The organism is Pseudomonas sp. Pseusp3 (assembly GCF_047304225.1).
In the GTDB taxonomy this organism is placed as follows: domain Bacteria; phylum Pseudomonadota; class Gammaproteobacteria; order Pseudomonadales; family Pseudomonadaceae; genus Aquipseudomonas; species Aquipseudomonas fluorescens_CD.
Window position 1 is genome coordinate 1 of record NZ_JBGLYV010000058.1, and the last position, 23,467, is coordinate 23,467.

The following is a 23,467-nucleotide window of genomic DNA, read 5'->3' on the forward strand; positions in this document are numbered from 1 at the left end:
TCCCTCTACTGTCCCGCCCTCCTGCGACGGTACTGACCAGGACCTCAAGTGGCCAGAATGAAGTCCGTCTGATCAACGGCCGCACTGCTGACACCAACAAGACGGATGGAGTCCGCCCCGAACCCGACCAACGTGTCCGCCCCGTCAGCCGCTATGCTCACGCTGGCAGCGAACGTCGCGCTGGTGATCCCCAGCCCCGTGACATTGAGCAAGTCCTGCCCTGCGGCCGGATTGGCGCCGAAGTTCAGGATCGTATCGTTGCCAAAACCTGCGGCAGCAAACTCGAAAATATCGTTGCCGGCGACGCCGCCACTCATCAGGTCGTTACCGCCACCGCCGATGAGAACGTCGTCACCCGCCCCCCCCACGAGCATGTTGGAGAGCGCGTTGCCGGAGCCCACGAAATTGCCGCCGCCGCCGAAAAACAGATTTTCGACGTCAGCACCCAGGGTGTAGCTGGCGAGCGAGGTCCACACCGAGTCGTTGCCGGCACCGGCAAGCTCGTTCACCACGTCCCCAAAGTCGGTGACTTCGTAGATATCGCTGCCGACACCGCCGGCCATCGTGTCGGCACCTGCGCCACCGATGATGACGTCGTTACCTGCGCCGCCGGTGAGGGTGTCGTTACCCGCGCCGCCCACGATCGTGTTGTTGAGCTCGTTGCCGCTGCCCGCAAAGTTTCCGCTGCCGCCGAAATACAGACTCTCGACGTTGGCACCCAGGGTGTAGCTCGCGAGCGAGCTCCAGACCGCGTCGCTGCCGCCATCGGCGAGCTCGTTCACCACGTCCCCAAGGTCGGTGACTTCGTAGACATCGTTGTCGACACCGCCGGCCATCGTGTCGGCACCTGCGCCACCGATGATGACGTCGTTACCTGCGCCACCGGTGAGAGCGTCGTTTCCTGCACCGCCCACGATCGTGTTGTTGAGCGCGTTGCCGCTGCCCGCAAAGTTGCCGCTGCCGCCGAAGTACAGATTCTCGACGTTGGCACCCAGGGTGTAGCTCGCGAGCGAGGTCCACACCGAGTCGCTGCCGGCACCGACGAGCTCGGTCACCACATCTCCAAGGTCGGTGACTTCGTAGATGTCGCTGCCGACACCGCCGGCCATCGTGTCGGCACCTGCGCCACCGATGAGGACGTCGTTACCCGCACCGCCCACGATCGTGTTGTTGAGCGCGTTGCCGCTGCCCGCAAAGTTGCCGCTGCCGCCGAAATACAGATTGTCGACGTTGGCACCCAGGGTGTAGCTCGCCAGCGAGGTCCAGACCGAGTCGTTGCCGGCACCGGCGAGCTCGGTCACCACGTCCCCAAGGTCGGTGACTTCGTAGATATCGTCGCCAAGACCGCCAGCCATGGTATCGGCACCCGTACCCCCGATGAGCACGTCAGCACCCGCGTCACCATTGAGGAGGTCGTTGCCGCCCAAGCCGTTCAGGAAGTCGTTGCCAGCACCTCCGCTGGCAATGTCGTCGCCTGCCGTGCCGGTCCATGTGTCAGGACCGGCGGTACCGACAAACACATCACCGGAGGCCACCGGGGCCGTAGCGTCGGACGCAACGCTTTCGACCGCACCGAAGTCATCCACGTAACTGACCACCACGCGTACCTGATCGCCGACCTGAGCCTGGCCAAGCGTGAACGTGCTGGCGGTGGCTCCGACGATGTCGACGAAGGTGACCCCATTGGTCTCCTGCCACTGGAAGGTGAACTGCGGATTGCTGAGGCCATCGACGTCGATGATGGTCGACGTGTCGGCGGTCAACACCTGGTTCGGAAACGCGACCCCGAGGATGGTCGGCCCCGCAGTCGGTGCATTGTTCCCCGACGAGTCGACGATCTCCAGCGTCCCCTTGGCATCCTGATACACCGCTCGAACGCGGATGTTCAGACCGGCGACATCATCCGCCACCCGATAGGTGGCGCCGGTTGCCCGCGACACCTCGCCGGCGGCGAAAAAGGTGATGTCTTCAAAGACACCCGAGCCCGCAGCGTTTTCGACCTGCCAGTAGTAAGCCACGGGACCGGTAACCGCACCGGTCGGATTGGCCGCACTCACGTTGTCCGCGTCGCGGACCGACTGGTCGCTGACGCGCAGCAGTTGGCCGGCGACAGACGCGCCGGTACGCACACCGGTGGCATCATCGAGGATCGCCAGACGCCCCACTGGACCGCTGTTCAACGCGGTGCCAACACCGGACGCCTGCGCCTGGTCGGAGAACTGCAGACGCTCGATGCCCGTCAGGCGATCGACACCATCACGCGCCGCCACCAGGTCGGTCACGATGACAGCGTTGCCATCGACTGTGACGGTGTACTCCGATGCATTACCGGAGAACACCGCGGTGTCGAAGTTGTCAGTGCCGGTCAGAATCTCCCGCACGATGACCAACTGACCCGGGTTGTAAGTACCGTTGAGCATCGCCTGGACCATTGGCTCCATGCTGTTGAAACTGGCGATTTCCGCGCCGGTGCCATCAGCGTTTGTCCGTACGCTGATGCGTACGTTCAGCCACTTGTCGCCATCGATGATGTCGTCACCACCGCGCCCTTCGATGAGGTCGCTGCCGCTGCCACCGAGGATGATGTTGCCACCGTCGAAGAATGTCGCTCCGACAGGCAGCAGACCCGCCAGGCCGTTGATCAGGCTGATGTTGGTCAGCACACTGCCGGTTGCACCTGCGGTAGGCAGCGATGTCGCATCTTCGTTATCACCGCGCAGGAAGTCACCGTGGGACGAACCCGACAGACCTTCCATGATGTCGAAACGCACCAGTGCCGAAGCACCCGAACCCGGCTGCACTGGCACATCGAAGAAGCGGTCGCTGTAATCGACGGTCACGCCCTGGGCGAGATCCTTGAAGGTCGCCCAGTCATAGCCGGAGCCGCCGATATAGCGGTCACCCATGCCGAGACTGCCGACCATGATGTCGTCGCCGCCTTCGCCGTTGAACTTATCGTTCTCGTTGCCGCCGACGAATACATCATTGCCAATGACCGGGTCGTTGCCGAGCGGATCGAAGTTATCGCCAGGTGCACCGTCCGAGGTGCCCTTCTCGATCCAGTCGTCGCCTTCGTTACCCATGTCCTGTTCGTTGGCTTTGCTGCCCAGGATGAAGTCGTTGCCCTGACCACCAATGGCCTCGGAGGCGTCCTCACCGGTCACGATGAAGTCGTTGCCGAACCCGCCAATGATCAGGTTGATGCCGTTGCCTCCGTGCAGCACGTCGTTGCCGTCGCCACCCTGAATGTTATCGTCGCCACCGGTGTCGGTGATGATGTCGTCGCCGTCGCCACCGCGCAGCTGGTCGTTGCCGTTACCGCCGTCGATGCGATCGTTGCCGGCATCCCCCCAGACGGTGTCATCGCCATCGCTGGAGATGAGAATGTCTGCGCCGTCAGTACCACCGAGCACGATATGCTCTTCGCCAGCGTAGCGAATGTAGTTGGTGTCCGGCCCCACGGTCAGCGGGTTGTCGCGGAACACCACCTGCTCGCCGTTCGGGCCGAGCGGATCGACGGTGACCAGGCCTTCGTTGAATTGCCTGCCCTGGTCCACTTCCAGGTAGAACCCTGGGTCCGAGAACACCAGGCCCGGCAAGTGCGTGGCCGAGGTGTTGGCCATGATCAACTTGGCGAAGGAGTTGCTTTCAAGTTCGGCATTCATCGACAGGCCAGAGGTACGCTCCAGGTAGTAGAAGCGGTCGCCGTCCTGCAGTTTTTCCAGCTGGTTCTCGAACACGAAGTTGAAGGTCGTGCCGAGCATGCCGCCGAACGGGGTTTTCTCTTCGGCCAGGCCGCCGATCCAGAGGTCGATGGCATCGACACCCGTGATTGTCACGCCCTTCAGGTCGTCGGCAGTACCCAATACCCCATCCTTGCCGGGCAGTGTCACGTTGGCATAGGCCCCCGTACTGTTGAGGAAGTCCAGGCGGTCAGCTGGCGCACCCACACCACCCAGGACCAGCGCCAGGGCTGCAGCGCGTTTGCCTTCCAGCGTGGTTGCCGCGGTGATCGTGTCATGCGTGCCATAGGCCGCGATGAAGTTGATCAACGACTCAGGATGTTTGAGGTGCTGCACCAGGTCGACCCAGCTGGTGTACGGCTTGAGTTGGGTATCACCGGTTTGACTGTAGATGTCGCGGCGGATCGCATTGAGTGAGGGAATTCCCACGTCGCGACCACGGGCGATGTTAAGCGCCGGCAGGTCGAGCGGCAGGCCGAGCAGGTTGTTGCGCAGCGCCTCGGTCACGAACTCGTCGATTTCGTTACCGGTTTGCCGGGTCACCCCTCGCACGATCGCACTGGTCGCATCCTCTGGCGAAACGCCACTGGCGGCGTACGCCAGCGGGTTGAGGAACGCCGCGATCAAGCCCAGTTGCTGATCGGGATTAGCACTGTTCGGATCACCTACCACATTGAAGTCGATATCGTAGCGATCGACGGTCTCGGTCAGCATCGAGTGGCCAAACCGGTACACGGTGTGGGCGAACTCGGCGACGATCGAGGCATCGAGGTCGACGTCGTAGACCTGGGTCGGTGCGAAGAACAGGTCGACGTTGGGCTGGATGGTCCGCGCAAACTCCTCGAACACCAGGTGCTGATACTGCATCTCGGTGCCGAACTTGGCAGCCTGGAACAAGCGCTCGCCATTCCACAGCAGCGCATCGAACTCAGCCTGGGTGGTTGGCAATGCAGCCACCGGATTGAGCAGCCACTCGTTGAGGAAGGCCACGTCACCCGAATCGAGCACGGTGTCCTTGGTCTGCTGGACCAGGCGGTTGTGCTCGGAGTGGAAGATCGCATGCACTGCGGTCAGGCCGATGTTCTCGTTGACCCGGCCGTCGCCAGCGATGTAGTGAGCGTCGAGCAGTTCGTTGTCATAGGTCAGGTTGTTGCCGGCCCCGTCAACAGGCTGCGCATTGCCAACAAGGGTATCGCCATCCGCCTGCAGAACCCCACCGACGATTACCGGCGCCGCATTGTGGTTAATGTCGACGAGGAACTGGTGACCGGTGCGCACAGCATTGGTCAGGTCAAGGGGAGCAAGCGGATTGCCTTCGACAAGGACGTCATCAGGCGTGCCACCCAGACCGTCAACCCCCTTCATCACCACCATCGGGAAGCCGTTCGGCCCCTTGATGAAATTGCCATAGGCGTCCGTCGCCAATAGCGGGGCATTATCGACATCGGCATCGGTAAGGTTGATACCCAGGATGTCGCGGGCCTGCGCCTTGACCACTTTCCAGGTCGCCATGCCACCAATTTCGACGTCGTCAGCGGTTCCAAACTGGCCATCCACCCCCAGGTCCCGGTTGGTGATCAACCGGCCGGTCGCTACGGGGCCGTTGTCGGTCATTTGATAAGCACGCAGGAACACCTGGTGCGACGGGTGCGAGCTATAGGTCTGGTTCTGGTCCACGAACGGCGTGGTGGTGTTGGTTTGCTCATGGATGTCGTCGGCCGTGCCGAGAACGCCATCCGGCCCTGGCAGGTTGGTCGCGCGGGTCAGCACCATGAAGTTGGTCGGGCTGCCAGGCACGAACAACGGATCATCCGGTTGCAGCGGGATGAAGACGGTGCCCGAACCACCTTTGGTGACCAGGTCCAGACCATGATCGAAGAACTGCCCGAAGAAGGTCATCCAGGCGTTGAACGGCGCAGACAACCCTGCGTCCGCCGTGGTGTTCTCGAACAGATACACATCGTGATCGTCGGCAGTACCGAACTGACCATCCATGCCGGGGCTGGCGACGATATGTACGCCATCCTTGAGCACGTCGTCGTTACCCACCGCGCCGAAGTTGAGCACACCATCCAGGCCCGGATCGAAAGCCGCGGCATAGGCCGCCGGGTTGTTCGCCGTCTGATCGACGATCAGGTTACTGATGGTGCGCGGCTGCGAGTCGATCACAAGGCCGCTGTTCTGCGTATACGACGTTCCCCCTTCCGCCGGATTGAAGACCGGATCGGTCAAGCGCGGGAAGACGTTATCGGCGGCACCAAACTCGGTGTGGTTGTTGCCATTGAGGTTCATCAGGTTGTTGTTCGACCCGTCGACCGCACGCAAGCCCAACGGCGCGCGGATATTCGGGATCAGCGAGAGGATGTCCTGACCGGACGCTTCCGCTTCGGCAATCTTGATCTGGTCAAGAATGAAGTTGAGGTCGGAGCGGACCATGTGAAGGCCCGGGCCACCCGCGGTGGCATCGACTACAGGTACCGCCGCCGTTGGCGTGACCGGTGCACCGGGGGCTACGGCAGTCGTTGGCGTGGAGAACAGGATCTCCGTGGTGCCGTGACCGTCCTGATAGATCGCCTTGACCCGCAACGACAACCCGGCGAGGTCAGGAGAGACCTTGAACGCGGTACCATCGGCGCTTTGGAACGCCAGGTCGCCCGCCGGCAACAGGATGATGTCCTCGAATACGCCGCTGCCGGGAGTGGCCTCGAACTGCCAGACGTAGGACACCGAAGAGTTGGTGATTAATCCCTGCGGATTACCAGGCGCGACGTTGTTGCCATCACGTACCCCGGCCACGCTGACAGTCAGCGTGTCGCCCACCGTGATCGCCCCGCCGTTTCCATCCGTAAGGGTAGGACGGCCAACCGGTTGAGCATTCTGCCCCGGCACCAGCACTTGCTGGGTATCGGCGAATTGCAGGCGTTCTATATGCAGCAGGGTATCGGTGCCGTCGCGACCCGCTACGCTATCTGCCACTGTCCAGACATCGTCCGCCACGCTGGCTGTGCCGCGGTCGTCAACGGTAACCGTATACTCGGACGCAATCCCGGAGAAAATGGCGGTGTCGAAGGCCGCCCCGCCCACCGAAGTGCCGGGCATGATTTCCCGCACGGCCTTGAGTTGACCGGGGTTATAGGTGCGGTCCAGCATGAACGGGATCATGTCGACCATGCTGTCGAAGCTGGCGATCTCGGGACCGGTATGGTTGACGTCACCAGGGGCATACACGGCAATTCTGACGTTGATCCATTTGTCGCCATCGATCAGATCATCGCCACCGCGGCCTTCGATCAGGTCACTGCCATTGCCGCCGAGGATGATGTTGCCCGTGGCAAAGCCGGTGGTCGGCAATCCGGCATCGGCCAGGAACTGGTCCAGTCCGCGGATCAACGCGACATTGGTCAGCGCACTGCCCGTGGTACCGCCGTGGTTGATGATAGTGACCGCGTCGACATCATCGCCTTTGAGTACGTCGCCGAAATTCGAACCGGACAAGCCCTCGACCTCGGCAAAACGGTCGAGAATCGAGGCGGGCGAGGCGCCGACCGGATTGAACACGCCGGCATTCTGGTTTGGTGCATTGCCGTGTGGTTGCGCCAGCGCAGCCAGACTCAGGTCAACGGTCACGCCAACCTTGTCATTCTTGTAGGTCACCCAGTCGAAACCGGACATGCCGTCCATCTTGTCCTGGGCATCGCTGCCGACAAAGATGTCGTCGCCACCCTCGCCGATCATTTCGTCGAAGCCGCCACCACCGACAAAGATGTCGTTGCCGATCACATCGTCATTGAGCAGCGGCGAGAAGTTATCGCCAGGCGCGCCGTCCTGGGTGCCCTTCTCGATCCAGTCATCACCTTCGTTACCGGTAGGTGGCAGGTTGGTCTTGGCACCGAGGATGAAGTCGTCACCCTGACCGCCGAAGGTGGTGCTGATGTCCTCGGTGGTGATGATGAAGTCCTGGCCGTCGCCACCCAGGATCAGGTTGCCTGCAGCAAGCATGCTGCCGACCACGATCACATCGTTACCGGCATTACCTTCCAGGCGGTTGTCGCCGAACGAGTCGGAAATGATGTCATCGCCCGCGCCGCCCAGTACCGCATCGTTCCCGGCACCGCCTTCGAGGCGGTCATCACCGGCATCGCCGTAAAGGGTGTCATCGCCGTCACCGGAGATGATGATGTCATTGCCGGCGGTGCCGCCCATGACGACATGGTCTTCACCGGTGTACCGCAGATAATTGGTGTCCGCACCGGGGGTGTCGGGGTTGTCGCGAATCACCAGCGGCACGACTTCCACGCCGTTGATCATGATGCCGCCCGTCGGATCGGCGCGGCTATCCAGGCCAAGGCCGGTGAACTGAGTGGCCTGATTCACTTCGAGGGTGAACGTTGGCGTCAGGAACACGGTGTTCGCCAGGTGGGTGACATCGGTGTTGAGCATGATCAGCTTGGCAAAGGAGTTGTTCTCCAGCTCAGTGCCGAAGTTCAGGCCCGCGGTACGCGACAGGTAGTAGAAGCGGTCGCCGTTCTGCAACGCCTCCATCTGGGTTTCAAACACGAAGTTGAACGTCGAGCCGAGCATGCCGCCGAACGGCATTTTCTGTTCGGCGAGGCCACCGACCCAGAAGTCGATGTCGTCGACGCCTGTGATCGTCACGCCCGTCAGGTCATCTGCAGTGCCCAGTATCCCGTCCTTGCCGGCCGTCGTTACGTTGGCATAGGCACCGGTGCTGTTGAGGAAGTCCAGGCGATCAGCCGGCGAACCCACACCACCCAATACCAGCGCCATGGCAGCGGCGCGCTTGTCTGCCAGCGTGGTCGCCGACGTGATCGAGCTATGCGTGCCAAAGGCCGCGATGAAGTTGACCAGCGACTCGGGGTGCTTGAGGCTGTCCGCCAGGTCAGCCCAACTGATGTATGGCTTGAGTTGGCTGTCGCCGGTCATTGCGTAGAACTCACGGCGCGCCTCGTTCAATGTAGGGATGCCCGTGTCGCGACCACGCGCCAGGTTCAGGCTCGGCAAATCGAGCGGCAGACCGAGCAGGTTGTTGCGCAACGCTTCGGTGACGAACTCATCGATCTCGTTGCCGACCTGGCGGGTCACACCGCGAACGATCGCCCCTGCCGCCTGGTCCGCAGTCACCCCGCTGCCGGCGAACGCCAGCGGGTTGAGGAAGGCCGCGATCAGACCCAGTTGCGAGTCCGGGTTGGCCGGGTTGGTGAGGAGCGGATTGAACGCAGGATCGAAGCGATCGACGGTCTCGGTCAACATCGAGTGACCGAAGCGGTACACCACGTGGGCGAACTCGGCGAGGATTGCCGGGTTGATCGAGGTGTCATACCCATTGGGCGCAAGGAATTCGTCGACCTGCGGCTGAATGGTCCGCGCGAACTCCTCGAACACCAGGTGCTGGTACTGCATCTCGGTGCCGAACTTGGCAGCCTGGAACAGGCGTTCGCCATCCCACACCAGCGCCGCGATCCCGGCGGGGGTAGTTGGTATGGCGGCCACGTCGTCAACCAGCCACTGATTGAGGAAGGCCAGGTCACCGGAGGCCAGGATGGTGTCCTTGGACTGTTGGACCAGGCGGTTGTGCTCGGAGTGGAACACATGGTGCACGGTGGTCAGGCCGATGTTCTCGTTTACCCGTCCGTCGCCGGCAATGTAGTGGGCGTCGAGCAGTTCGTTGTCATAGGTCAGGTTGTTGCCGCCCGGGCCAACGGGCTGTGCATTGCCGACAGCGATGTCGGCATCCGCCTGCAGAACCCCGCCGACGACTACCGGCGCAGCATTGTGGGCGATGTCGTCGAGGAAACCATGTCCGGTGCTCACGGCGTTGGCCAGACTGATCGGAGCAGCCCGGTTGCCTTCGACCAGTTGAGTGACGTCATCCGCTGTCCCGGCGATGCCGTCAGCACCGTTACTGATGCGAATCACCACCTGCGGCATGCCGTTCGGCCCACGGATGAAGTTGCCGTAGGCATCGGTTGCCAGCAATGGCACGTTATGTACATCGGCATCAGTCAGATTGATGCCGAGAATGTCACGGGCCTGGGCCTTGACCACCTTCCAGGTTGCCATGCCACCATTTTCGCCGCTGCCGTCATCGGCAGTGCCAAACAGGCCATCGGCGCCGAGATCGCGGTTGGTGATCAAGCGTCCCGTTGCAACAGGATCGCCTGCCGCGTTGAGGGTGTACTCACGCAGGAACACCTGATGCGACGGGTGCGAGCTGTAGGTCTGGCTCTGGTCCACGAACGGCGAGGTGGTATTGGGCTGGCCATCATCGGTCGTGCCGAGTATTCCGTCCGCGCCGGCGGTACGCACCGCACGTGGCAACACCATGAAGTTGGTCGGACTGCCCGGTACGAACAACGGATCGTCCGCCTGCAGCGGAATAAACACGAAGTCGGTAGCGCTCTTGGTGACCAGGTCGAGACCGTGGTCGAAGAACTGGCCGAAGAAGGTCATCCACGAGTTGAAGCTGGCGGTCAGGCCGACGTCCGGCGACACGTTGGGCATGAAGAACACGTCCTTGTCATCGGCCGTGCCGAACACCCCATCCAGCCCGGGGCTGGTGACTATCTGTACGCCATCCTTGAGCACGTCGTCATTACCCGGCACGCCAAAGTTGAGCACACCGTCCAGGCCCGGGTCGAACGCTGAGGCATAGGCCGCCGGGTTGTTGGCGGTCTGGTCGACGATCAGGTTACTGATAATCCGTGGTTGCGGATCGGTTACCGACCCTGTGCCGGCGTATGCCGGCGATAGAAAGGAAGGATCGAGCAGGCGCGGGAAGGCATTGTCCGCGGCGCCAAACTCGCTCTGGCCGGTGACCAGGTTGTTGAAGCTGCCATCGACGGTACGCAGGCCGAATGGGACCTGAGAGTTGGGAAGCAAATCAATGAGGCTTGCGCCATTGGCATTCGCTTCTGCAATAAAGATTTGTTTGAGGATGAACTCCAGATCCGACTTGTTGAAATTGGCCATTTTGGATTGCCCTCGATCTATTTGGGTAAAGGCACGGGACGAGAGAATCCGCCCGCGCCAAGTCAAGTGCTGGCTTGCGCAGTTTGTTGGTTATGTTTTTTTGCGAGAGATCTGGCGTTACCCGGGACCCGGGATACGCGCCTGGAATTCGCGTGGTGAATTGCTCGCCGGTCGATCAGGCAGAGCGGATTCGAGCCCTGGGCGGGTCATGGAATCTGGAGGAGAAGGCGAACGTCCTGGACAGCCCCTTCCCTCTGCAAAAACACGAAATGATCGACATAGTTCTGCTCCTCTCCGGGAAATCACCACGCCTTGCGTTGCCAAAGCGATGGCAAGCTTCAGGCGGGCGGGCCCCCCGATAACTAAGACTAAAGTTCCATAGCAAATCTTTGTCAATATTACGTCGCTAAAACAGACGACCGGCGTTTAAGCCTCACAACTAGCTGTTTTTAAAAGACATATAGGCTGTTGAGTGCAGGTATAGAGCGAAATGTTATTTCGAATTGATTCGCCGCCACCTACGCTGCTGCATAAGGGAGCAACGCAGCGATTTCGGAAGACTCGCCATCCACAGAGCGACCAGCCTGCGTCTGCATAAGCTGTTTGAGGAACTACATTTACCGTTAGCTGTTGCGCCACAAGGGCAACCGGCTTTTCGAAGTGGGAGGACCAACATGCCCAAGCAGTCGAGCATCCGTTCCGAACTGACCGACGCGCTCTTTCGCCTGCGCCGCAGTTATTACTCGCTGGCAGGGTTCAGAGGCGTCATAAGCGTCATGATGTTGACGCCAGCTATTTCTATGCTGCAGGTCTATGACCGAGCCCTGGTCAGTCGCAACTCACGACGCTGGCGATGTTGACTGTCCTGGTGGCAGGTCTGTTCCTGCTGATGTCCACGCTGGAAATGGTCCGCACCCGCGTGCTGACCAGGGCCGGCAACTGCCTGGACATGGGCCTCAACCGGCGCATTTTCACTGCGGCATTCGAGCGCAACCTGAGCCGCGCCGGAGGTAATCCGGCCCAGGCCGCCCAGGCTCGTCAGTTCGTCACCGGCAATTCCCTGTTCGCTTTCTTCGAAGCGCCGTGGACGCCGATCTACCTGCTGGTCGCCTACCTGATCCACCCACTGCTCGGGCTGCTCACGCTGATCGGCTCGCTGATTCTGGTTGCCCTGGCTTATCTCACGGAAAAGGCGACGCAGAAGCCCTTGGCCGAAGCCAATCAGGCCGCCCTCTCCTCCGCCCAATATGCCAACAACAACAACAACAACAACAACAACAACAACAACAACAACAACCTGCGCAATGCCGAGGTCATCAAGGCGCTGGACATGCCTTACGAACAGCGTGGAAGGCCTCAAGGGCTGCTGCTTCACTCGGATCAGTGATCGCAATATGGCAGTCGTCAGTTTCGCCAACGGCTCTGGCGTTACCGCCTGCGCCAGAGCATGAGCCGTCGTGGAAACTGCTGGGATAATGCGCCGATGGAGCGCGTGTTTCGCAGCCTGAAACTGAATGGATACCGACCATGGGCTACATGACGGCCCAAGAAGCGCACCGAGACATCGGCCATTATTTGATGCATCGGTATAACTGGATTCGACCGCTCCAATTCAACGGTGGGTTGGCCCCAGCTCAGGCCGAGAAAAAACTTAACGTCGTGTCCGGGATTAGTTGACCGCTACAGGGCAATGCTTACGCAACTACCTAAGTACCTTTCATGTCCTTCATCCAGAAGAAGGTTGTGTCCTTCCAGCCTTGGGTGGAGAGATTGCGCGCGCCGAACCGGAGGTACGGGTGGCCGTCGAAAAAGGCCTGAAGCAAATACAGAAAGCCTGGTCGATTCAGCCCTCCCTGAATTCCCACACCGAATGCATTCATGAGGCAATTGAGTGGAAAGAGAAAGGGAGGGCATCCATTGCCCTCCCCTCCGCTGTCTACGCTCTCTGCGACAGTACTGGCCAGGACCTCAAGTGGCCAGATTGAAGTCCGTCTGATCAACGGCCACGCTGCTGACACCCACAAGGCGGATGGTGTCCACCCCGATCCCGACCACGGTGTCCGCCCCGTCAGCCGTTATGCTCACGTTGGCAGCGAACGTGGCGCTGTTGATCCCCAGTGCCGCGATATTGAGCAAGTCCTGCCCTGCGGCCGGATTGGCGCCGAAGTTCAGGATCGTATCGTTGCCGAAACCCGCGGCAGCAAACTCGAAAATATCGTTGCCGGCGACGCCGCCACTCATCAGGTCGTTACTGCCACCGCCGATGAGAATGTCGTTACCCGCACCACCCACGAGCATGTTGGAGAGCGCGTTGCCGGAGCCCACGAAATTGCCGCTGCCGCCGAAAAACAGATTCTCGACATCGGCACCCAGGGTGTAGCTGGCGAGCGAGGTCCAGACCGAGTCGTTGCCGGCACCGGCAAGCTCGCTCACCACGTCCCCAGGGTCGGTGACTTCGTAGATATCGCTGCCGACACCGCCGGCCATCGTGTCAGCACCGGCACGACCGATGATGACATCGTTACCTGCGCCGCCGGTGAGGACGTCGTTACCCGCACCGCCCACGATCGTGTTGTTGAGCTCGTTGCCGCTGCCCGCAAAGTTGCCGCTGCCGCCGAAATACAGATTCTCGACGTTGGCACCCAGGGTGTAGCTCGCAAGCGAGCTCCAGACCGTATCCATGTCTGCGCTGGCGAGCTCGGTCACCACGTCCCCAAGGTCGGTGACTTCGTAGATGTCGCTGCCGACACCGCCGGCCATCGCGTCGGCACCTGCGCCACCGACGATGACGTCGTTACCGCCACTGCCGTTGAGGACGTCGTTACCCGCACCGCCCACGATCGTGTTGTTGAGCGCGTTGCCGCTGCCCGCAAAGTTGCCGCTGCCGCCGAAATACAGATTTTCGACGTTGGCACCCAGGGTGTAGCTCGCCAGCGAGGTCCACACCGAGTCGTTGCCGGCATCGGCGAGCTCGTTCACCACGTCCCCAAGGTCGGTGACTTCGTAGATGTCGCTGCCGACACCGCCGGCCATCGTGTCGGCACCTGCGCCACCGATGAGGACGTCGTTACCCGCACCACCCACGAGCGTGTTGGCGAGCGCGTTGCCGGTGCCCGCAAAGTGGCCGCTGCCGCCGAAATACAGATTCTCGACGTTGGCCCCCAGGGTGTAGCTCGCCAGCGAGGTCCAGACCGAGTCGTCGCCGGCACCGGCGAGCTCGCTCACCACGTCCCCAAGGTCGGTGACTTCGTAGATATCGATGCCCGCACCGCCGGCCATCGTGTCGGTACCGCCACCGCCGATGAGCACGTCATTGCCCGCGTCACCATTGAGGATGTCGTTGCCGCCCAAGCCGTTCAGGAGGTCATTGCCATCACCTCCGCTGGCCACGTCGTCGCCTGCGGTACCGGTCCATATGTCGCCCCCGGCGGTACCGACAAACACATCACCGACCACTGTCGTTGCGGCAGAGGTGACTCGCTCAAGTGTGCCGAGGTCATCGGTGTAACTCGCGACGATACGCAGTTGCTGACCGACCTGCGCCTGGCCGGGCGTGAAGGTCGTGCCCGTCGCGCCGGCGATGTCGGCAAAGATTGCACCGTTCCCCGCCTGCCACTGACGGGTAATCACCGAGGTTGTGGTCCCGTTGGCGTCGGTGAACGCATCCGTGGCGGTCAAGGCCGAGCCTTCCGTCGGGGTCGTATCGCTGATCAGCACAGTGCCAACCGGCAGGACGTTGAAGGGGCTGCCGCCGAGCGGCGCAGTTGGCGCGGTCGGCGCCGAGAACACGCTTTCCAGCACGCCGTGGGCGTCCTGATAGACGGCCCTGACGCGCAGCAGCAGTCCCTCCTCAGCCGCGGTCACCGTGAAGGTCGGACCGGTCGCGGTTCCTAGTCCGCCTCCGAGCGCAATACCGATGTCGTCGAAGATACCGGTGCCCGGGTTTGTTTCGACCTGCCATACGAAGGCGATGGGACTGGCGATCGCACCTGCGCTAGCGACATTGTCCGCATCGCTGACGGTGTCGGCCAACACCGTCAACACTTGGCCAACGGCCGGCGTGCCATCACTGATCCTCAGCAAGCCCACCGGCTCGGCGTTCAAGCCCGCCACCAGGACCCGCGACTGATCGGCGAACTGCAGCCGCTCGATACTGCTGAGCCTGTCAGTGCCGTCCCGACCGACGACGCTGTCGGCCACGGTGACCGTGCCGTCGACGTTCTCGGTGACGGTGTAGTCGGCCAGAAGGCCGGTGTACAGGGCCGTGTCGAAGGAATGGCCAGGGTTAAGGGGGTCAGGCGCATCCGTCAGGATCTCACGGACGGCAACGAGTTGGCCGGGGTTGAAGGTGCCGTTGAGCATGAGCGGCTCCAGCTGGACCATGCTGTCGAACGTTGCGATCTCCGGACCTGTGCCATCAATGTTCTGCCGCACGCTGATACGTACGTTGAGCCACTTGTCACCGTCGACCAGGTCATCGCCACCACCACCTTCGATGATGTCGCTGCCGCCGCCGCCGAGGACGATGTTGCCGGCGCCGAACTGATCGTCGGCCGTGCCGGCGATGCCATCCACCCCGTTGCCGGCGGCGCCGACGAACGAGCGCAGGCCGCTGACCAGGTCGAAGTTGGTGAGCACGCTGCCCTGAGCACCGGCAGCCGCGATCACGGTGGCATCGGCATCATCGCCACGCAGGATGTCGCTGAAGTGCGATCCCGTCAGACCTTCCACCAGCTGGAACCGAGCCACGGTTGCCGCCAACTCCGGCAGTGGCGGCGCGATAGCGATGTCGGCGAGGCCCAGGTCGACGGACACGCCGAACGGGTCGTCCTTAAAGCCGGCCCAGTCGTAACCGGAGCCACCCAGGTAGCGGTCCCCCGCGCCGCCGTTGCCGTACATGATGTCGTCGCCACCTTCGGCCATGAATCTGTCGGGCGCGCCGGTGCCGATGAAGATGTCGTTACCGCGTATCAAGTCGAGCCCGTTCGGGTCGAAATTGTCGCCGGGAGCACCATCGGCGGTTCCCCTCTCGATCCAGTCGTCACCTTCGTTACCCATCAGTTGTTCGTCGGCAATACTGCCCATGATGAAGTCGTCGCCCGCGCCACCGAAGACCTCCGAGGAGTCCTCACCGGTGACGACGAAGTCCTTGCCGGAGCCGCCGAGGTTCAGATTCAGGCCGTTGCCACTGTGGATGACGTCGTTGCCGTCGCCGCCATGAATGGTGTCGTCGCCACCCATGTCGGTGATGATGTCGTCGCCGTCGCCCCCGATGATGAAGTCGTTGCCGTAGCCACCTTCGAGGCGGTCATTGGCACCGTCGCCATAGAGCGTGTCGTCGCCGTCGCCAGAAACGAGAATGTCATTGGCGGCCGAGCCACCGAGCACCACATGGTCTTCGCCGGTGTACTGCAGGTAGTTGGTATCAGGGCCGACCGTCGCAGGGTTGTCCCGAATGACCAGCGGCGTGAGGAGAATGCCGCCGACAGGGTCGGCATTACCGGGCAGGTCGTCGATGGTGCCCACGATGCCGTCCGGACCGGCAATCACACTCGCGTTGAACTGCCTGATCGGGTCGACCTCCAGGGTAAAGGCCGGGGTCAGGAACATGACGGCCGGGAGGTGGGTCGCATCGGTGTTGGCCATCACCAGTCTCGCGAACGAGTTGTTCTCCAACTCGGTGACGAAGTTAAGCCCCGCGTTGCGTTCCAGGTAGTAGAAACGGTCGGCGTTCTGCAGTTTCTCCATCTGGTTCTCGAACACGAAGTTGAAGGTCGAGCCGAGCATGCCGCCAAACGGCATTTTTTCCTCGGCGAGGCCACCGATCCAGAGGTCGATGGCATCGACGCCCGTGACCGTCACATCCCTCAGGTCGTCGGCAGTACCCAGTACTCCATCGCTGCCGGCCAGCGTTACGTTGGCAAAGGCGCCGGTGCTATTGAGGAAGTCCAGCCGGTCCGCCGGCTCGCCGGCGCCGCCCAACACCAGGAGCGTGGCCGCTGCGCGCTTCCCGTCGAGCGTGGTGGCGCTGGTAATGGAGGCGTGCGTGCCATAGGCGGCGATGAAGTTGATCAGCGATTCCGGGTGCTTCAGGTGTTGCACCAGATCGGCCCAGCTGATGTAGGGCTTCAGGTTGCTGTCGCCGGTCGCGGTGTAGAACTCACGACGCGCCTCGTTCAGGGTCGGAAGCCCGGTATCCCGGCCGCGCGCGATGTTGATGGCGGGCAGGTCGAGCGGCAGGCCCAGCAAGTTGTTGCGCACCGCTTCGGTGACGAACTCATCGATCTCGTTACCGACCTGGCGCGTCAAGCCGCGGACGATGGCACCGGCCGCCTGTTCCGGGGTCGGGCCGCTGGCCGCAAACGCCAGCGGATTGAGGAAGGCCTGAATCAGGCCGATCTCGCTCGAGGCGAAGTTGGGGTCCAGCCGGTCGATAGTCTCGGTCAGCATCGAGTGGCCGAGGCGGTAGACCGCGTGCGCGAACTCGGCGACGATCGCCGGGTCGATCTCGGTTTGATAATTCTGGTGTTCGCCAAGGAACGGATCGATGTTCGGCTGAATGGTACGCGCGAACTCTTCGAACACCAGGTGCTGGTACTGCATCTCGGTACCGAATCTCGCCGCCTGGAACAGGCGCTCTCCGTTCCAGTGCAGGGCAGCGATCTCAGCCGGGGTTGTTGGCAACACCAACAATTGGGCATCAGGCATCAGCCACTGGTTCAGGAAGTTGACATCGTTGGAGGCGATGGCCACATCCTTGGTGTGCTGGACCAGACGGTTGTGCTCCGAGTGGAAAATCGCGTGGACGGTGGTCAGGCCGATGTTCTCGTTGACCCGGCCGTCACCGGCGATGTAGTGCGCGTCGAGCAGTTCGTTGTCGTAGAAGCCTGCGGCCACCGGTCCGCCGGCAACGAGGTCGGCATCGGCCGTCAGTGGCGCACCGGTCTGGCTGTCCACCGGAACGGCGTTGTGGGCGATATCGATGAGGAACTGGTGGCCGGTGCGCACGGCATTGACCAGGCTGATCGGCGCAGCAGGATTACCCTCGACGAGAACATCATCGGCGGTATCGGCGATACCATCCGCGCCCCTCATCATGACCATCGGGAAGCCGTTCGGGCCCTTGATGAAATTGCCGTAGGCGTCGGTGGCGAGCAGCGGCACGTTGTCGAAGTCGGCATCGGTAAGATTAATGCCAAGCAGATCGCGCGCCTGCGCCTTCACCACTTTCCAGGTGGCCATCCCACCGATTTCGACGTCGTCCGCAGTGCCGAACAGGCCATCGGCGCCCAGGTCACGATTGGTGATCAGCCTGCCGGTCGCCACCGGATCGCCGGCGGCATTGAACTCGTAGGCGCGCAGGAACACCTGGTGCGAAGGGTGCGAGGTATAGGTCTGGTTCTGGTCGACGAACGGCGTGGTGGTGTTTGAAGCCTCGTGGATGTCGTCGGCGGTGCCGAGGATGCCATCAGGCCCTGGCAGGTTGGTGGCCCGCGTCATCACCATGAAGTTGGTCGGGCTGCCCGGAACGAACAGCGGATCGTCCGGCTGCAGCGGGATGAAAACCGTGCCGCTGCCGCCCTTGGTCACCAGATCGAGGCCATGGTCGAAGAACTGACCGAAGAAGGTCATCCACGGGTTGAACGGCGCGGACAGACCCACGTCCGGCGACTGGTTAGGCATGAAAAAGGTCTGGAAGGTCGTGCCGTCGGTACGGGTTCCAGTAACGACCTGCGCACCGTCCTTCAAGACATCGTCAACCGTGCCGAGGATGCCATCCGGACCGGGATCGAACGTGGCCGCGACCGCTGCCGGGTTGTTGGCGGTGTTGTCGGCGATCAGATTGCTGATGGTCCGTGGCTGCGAGTCAGTCACCAGGCCGCTGGTCTGAGCGTAAGAGGTTCCCGCTTCCGCCGTATCGAACTGCGCCGGAACCAGTCGCGGGAAGACCGTGTCGGCTGCACCGAACTCGTTCTGACCCGTCACCAGGTTGTTGAACGACCCGTCGACCGTGCGCAGGCCCAAAGGCACCCGTGCATTCGGCAGCATGCTGAGGAGATCCTCACCGGCAGCATTCCTTTCCGAGATCAGAATCTGGTCGAGAATGAACTGCAGATCGGCCCGGATATAGTGCACACCCGTGCTGGCGACCGGAGTCTCGGCCGGCAGCGGGGCTGCCGGTGGCGGAGCAACGCCGGCTACGACCGCTGCGGTTGGAGCAGAGAACGCAGTCTCAAGCACACCATTTTGATCCTTGTAGACGGCCCTGACGCGCAATTCCAGCCCGGCGAGATCCGGGGTCACCCTGAAGGTCGGCCCGGTTATGTGCGCCAATGCTGCGCCCCCGTCCGCAATACGGGTGATGTCCTGAAAGACGCCCGTACCCGGGACTGCTTCGAACTGCCAGTAGAAGGCGATCGGTCCGGTGATGGCACCGCCGGCGTTGTCGGCATCGGTCACGCCGGCAGCCGACACCCTCAGCAGCTGCCCCGTGGTCGGCGTAGCGTCCGGGGTGTTGCTGGCAGCGTCGAGGATGGCCAGCAAGCCCAGCGGGTCGTTGTTGAGCCCGACCCCGCCTGGCAGGGTGAGCGACTGATCGTTGAACTGCAGCCGCTCGATATTGGTCAGGCGGTCGGTGCCGTCGCGCCCGACGACGCTGTCGGCCACGGTGGTCACGCCGCCCACAGTGGTGACGGTATAGTCGAGCCGGTTGCCAGTGAACAAGACCGTGTCAAAGGCGGGGGCATCCGTCAGTACCTCGCGGACGATGACCAACTGACCGGGGTTGAAGGTGCCATCGAGCATGAACGGGATCATGGGCTCCATGCTGTCGAAGGTGGCAATCTCCGGCCCGGTTCCGTCAAGGTTCTGGCGCACGCTGATGCGCACATTCAGCCACATGTCGCCGTCGATCAGGTCGTCACCGCCGCGGCCTTCGACGATGTCGCTGCCACCACCGCCGAGGAGGATGTTGCCAGCGCCGAACTGATCGTCTGCCGTGCCCAGGATACCGTCCGGGCCGGCTGCAGCCGCGCCAAGAAACGCCCGCAGACCGTTGACGAGGTCAATATTGGTGAGCACGCTGCCTGGGACGCCGGCAGTGGCGATCGTGAGCGCGTCGGCATCATCGCCGGTCAGCATGTCGCTGAACGCCGACCCAGACAGACCTTCCACCTGGGCGAACTTGGTATGCACGCCTGCAACCGAAGGCGACAGGGCCGATTGTTCGAAGGCGATGCGGCTCATGTCCACAGTCACGCCGTAATGATCATCCTTGTAGGTGGCCCAGTCGAAACCGGACATGCCCAACATCTTGTCCGGGCCCTCACTGCCGATGAAGATGTCATCGCCGCCTTCACCGATCATTTCATCGAAGCCGCCGTCACCGCTGAAGACGTCGTTGCCGGCGACCAACTCTGCCAGCAAAGCCAGTGGCAGGTTACCGGCGAAATTGTCGCCGGGGGCGCCGTCCTGGGTCCCGACCTCGATCCAGTCGTCGCCATCGCCGCCCATCATTTGTGCGTTCAGCCGGCTGCCGAGCATGAAGTCATTGCCGGCGCCGCCGAAGACCTCCGTAAAGTCGTCGCCGGTGACGATGAAATCGTTGCCGTCACCGCCGAGGACGATATTGGTGCCGTTGCCGCTGTGGATGACGTCGTTGCCGGCCTCGCCGTGGATGACGTCGTCGCCGCCCATGTCGGTGATGATGTCGTCGCCATCGCCACCCTCGAGCTCGTCATTGCCGTAGCCGCCTTCGAGGCGATCATTACCGGCGTCGCCCCAGAGCGTGTCGTCGCCGTCGCCAGAGACGAGAATGTCATTGCCGGCGGTGCCGCCGAGCACGACATGGTCTTCGCCGGTGTACTGCAGGTAGTTGGTATCGGGACCGACCGTGTTGGGGTTGTCGCGGATGACCAGCGGCGTGATCTCGACGCCGTTGATCATGGTGCCGCCAGTGGGATCGGTGTTGCCAGGCAGGTCGTCGACAGTGCCCACAATGCCGTCCGGACCGGCAATCACGCTCCGGTTGAACTGCCTGGTGGGGTCGACCTCGAGAGTAAAGGTCGGGCTCGAGAACATGAGGGCCGGGAGATGGGTCGCGTCGGTGTTGAGCATCACCATCTTGGCGAACGAGTTGTTCTCGAGCTCGCTCAGGAAGTTGAGTCCCTGGGTGCGGTGCAGGTAGTAGAGCCGGTCGCCGTTTTGCAGCTTCTCGAGCTGGTCCTCGAAGACGAAGTTGAAGGTCGAGCCAAGCATCCCGCCGAACGGCATTTTTTCCTCGGCCAGGCCGCCGATCCAGAAGTCGATGGCATCAACGCCGGTAATGGTTGCCCCATTTGCCAGGTTGGCATAGACGCCGGTGCTGTTGAGGAAGTCCAGGCGATCCGCCGGCTCACCGACGCCGCCCAACACCAGGAGCGTGGCCGCTGCGCGTTTCGCGTCGAGCGTGGTGGCGCTGGTAATGGAGGCGTGCGTGCCGTAGGCGGCGATGAAGTTGATCAGCGATTCCGGGTGCTTCAGGTGTTGCACCAAATCGACCCAGCTGGTGTAGGGCTTCAGCTGGCTGTCGCCGGTGCCGGCGTAGAATTCACGGCGCGCCGCGTTCAAGGACGGAATGCCGGTATCACGGCCGCGCGCGATGTTGAGGGCGGGCAGGTCGAGCGGCAGGCCCAGCAAGTTGTTGCGCACCGCTTCGGTGACGAACTCATCGATCTCGTTGCCGACCTGGCGCGTCAAGCCGCGGACGATGGCGCCGGCCGCCTGCTCCGGGGTCGGGCCGCTGGTCGCAAACGCCAGCGGGTTGAGGAAGGCCTGAATCAGGCCGATCTCGCTGGAGACGAAGTTGGGGTCGAGCCGGTCAATGGTCTCGGTCAGCATCGAGTGGCCGAAGCGAAAGACCGTGTGCGCGAACTCGGCGACGATCGACGGATTGATTGTGTCATCGAAGTCAAGGAAGGCATCGACCTGCGGTTGAATGGTGCGCGCGAACTCTTCGAACACCAGGTGCTGATACTGCATCTCGGTGCCGAATTTCGCCGCCTGGAACAGGCGCTCACCGTTCCAGTTCAAGGTCGACAGATCAGCAGGAACAGACGTGACGGGCGTCAGCAGCCACTGGTTCAGGAACGTCAGGTCGCCGGCGGCCGCTGAGGCGAGGACCGTGTCCTTGGTCTGCTGGACCAGCCGGTTGTGCTCCGAGTGGAAGATGGAGTGGACGGTGGTCAGGCCGATGTTCTCGTTGACCCGGCCATCGCCGGCGATGTAGTGCGCGTCGAGCAGCTCGTTGTCGTAGGAGCCTGCGGCAACCGGGCCGCCGGCAACGAGGTCGGCATCGGCCGTCAGTGGCGCACCGGTCTGGCTGTCCACCGGGCTGGCATTGTGCGCGATGTCGATGAGGAACTGGTGACCGGTGCGGATCGCCAGCGACGCGTCGATCGGCGCCAGCGGATTGCCCTCGACCAGGCCGGTCGCGGTCACGATCTGCGCAAAGCCGTTCGCCCCCCGAATGAAGTTGCCGTACGCATCGGTCGCCAGCAGCGGCAGGTCGAGGACGTCGAGATCGTCGAGATCGATGCCAAGCATGTCGCGCGCCTGCGCCTTCACCACTTTCCAGGTGGCCATGCCGCCGATTTCGACGTCGTCGGCAGTGCCGAACAGGCCATCGGCGCCCAGGTCACGATTGGTGATCAGCTTGCCGGTCGCCACCGGCTTGCCGGCGGCATCGAGTTCATAGGCGCGCAGGAACACCTGGTGCGAGGGGTGCGAGCTGTAGGTCTGGTTCTGATCGACGAATGGCGTGGTGGTGTTTGAAGCCTCGTGGATGTCGTCGGCGGTGCCGAGGATGCCATCGGGCCCGGGCAGGTTGGTGGCCCGCGTCAACACCATGAAGTTGGTCGGGCTGCCCGGAACGAACAGCGGATCGTCCGGCTGCAGCGGGATGAACACCGTGCCGCTGCCGCCCTTGGTCACCAGATCGAGGCCATGGTCGAAGAACTGACCGAAGAAGGTCATCCACGGGTTGAACGGCGCGGACAGACCCACGTCCGGCGACTGGTTCGGAATGAAAAAGGTCTGGAAAGTCGTGCCATCGGTACGGGTTCCAGTAATGACCTGCGCACCGGCCTTCAAGACATCGTCAACCGTGCCGAGGATACCATCCAGACCGGGATCGAAAGTGGCCGCGACCGCCGCGGGGTTATTGGCGGTATTGTCGACGATCAGGTTGCTGATGGTGCGTGGCTGCGAGTCGATCACCAGGCCGCTGGTCTGGGTGTAAGAGGTGCCCGCCTCAGCCGGGCGGAAGACTGGAGTGGTCATGCGCGGGAAAATGTTGTCGGCTGCGCCGAACTCGCTCTGACCGAGTCTCAGGTTGTTAAACGTCCCGTCGACTGTACGCAGACCGAAAGCAAATTCCGGGTTCGGTATCAGGCTGGCGAGCGACTGGCCAGCAGTATCCGCTTCCGCGATGAAAATCTGCTGGAGAATGAACTCCAGGTCCGACTTGTTGAAATTGGCCATTTTGGATTGCCCTCGATCTGTCTGCACAAAGGCACGGGACGAGAAAATCCTCCCGCGCCCAGTCAAGTGCTGGCTTACGCAGTTTGTAAGTCATGTTTTTTGGCGAGAGATCTGGCGTTACCCCGGACCCGGGATACGCGCATGAAATTCGCGTAGAGAATTGCTCGCCGGTCGATCAGGCAGAGCGGATACGAGCCATGGGCGGGCCATGGAAT

At 62.3% G+C, this 23,467-nt stretch carries 2 protein-coding genes and 2 pseudogenes; 2 read left to right on the top strand and 2 right to left on the bottom strand.

Features of this window, described 5'->3' with window-relative positions; translation table 11 throughout:
- Positions 1-44: 44 nt before the first annotated feature.
- The gene (locus ACCD00_RS19515) at positions 45-10,733 is read right to left on the bottom strand and encodes a peroxidase family protein (RefSeq protein ID WP_413427003.1); all 10,689 of its coding nucleotides are present in this window, start codon (positions 10,731-10,733) and stop codon (positions 45-47) included.
- Between the two features lie 674 nt (positions 10,734-11,407).
- Here ACCD00_RS19515 and ACCD00_RS19520 point away from each other — a divergent pair.
- Positions 11,408-12,066 (top strand): annotated as a pseudogene (locus ACCD00_RS19520) (type I secretion system permease/ATPase); the annotation flags it as partial.
- A pseudogene (locus ACCD00_RS19525) lies at positions 12,049-12,410 on the top strand (DDE-type integrase/transposase/recombinase); the annotation flags it as partial. The pseudogenes ACCD00_RS19520 and ACCD00_RS19525, both read left to right, overlap by 18 nt.
- 291 nt (positions 12,411-12,701) lie before the next feature.
- On the opposite strand, the gene ACCD00_RS19530 reads toward ACCD00_RS19525, so the two are convergent.
- A complete protein-coding gene (locus ACCD00_RS19530; protein WP_413427005.1) occupies positions 12,702-23,252 on the bottom strand; it encodes a peroxidase family protein in 10,551 nt (3,516 codons plus the stop codon).
- Between the last annotated feature and the right edge of the window lie 215 nt (positions 23,253-23,467).

Coding starts and splice junctions, on each gene's coding strand:
- ACCD00_RS19515 (WP_413427003.1), bottom strand. CDS start 10,733: ATGGCCAATTTCAACAAGTCGGATCTGGAGTTCATCCTCAAACAAATC.
- ACCD00_RS19530 (WP_413427005.1), bottom strand. CDS start 23,252: ATGGCCAATTTCAACAAGTCGGACCTGGAGTTCATTCTCCAGCAGATT.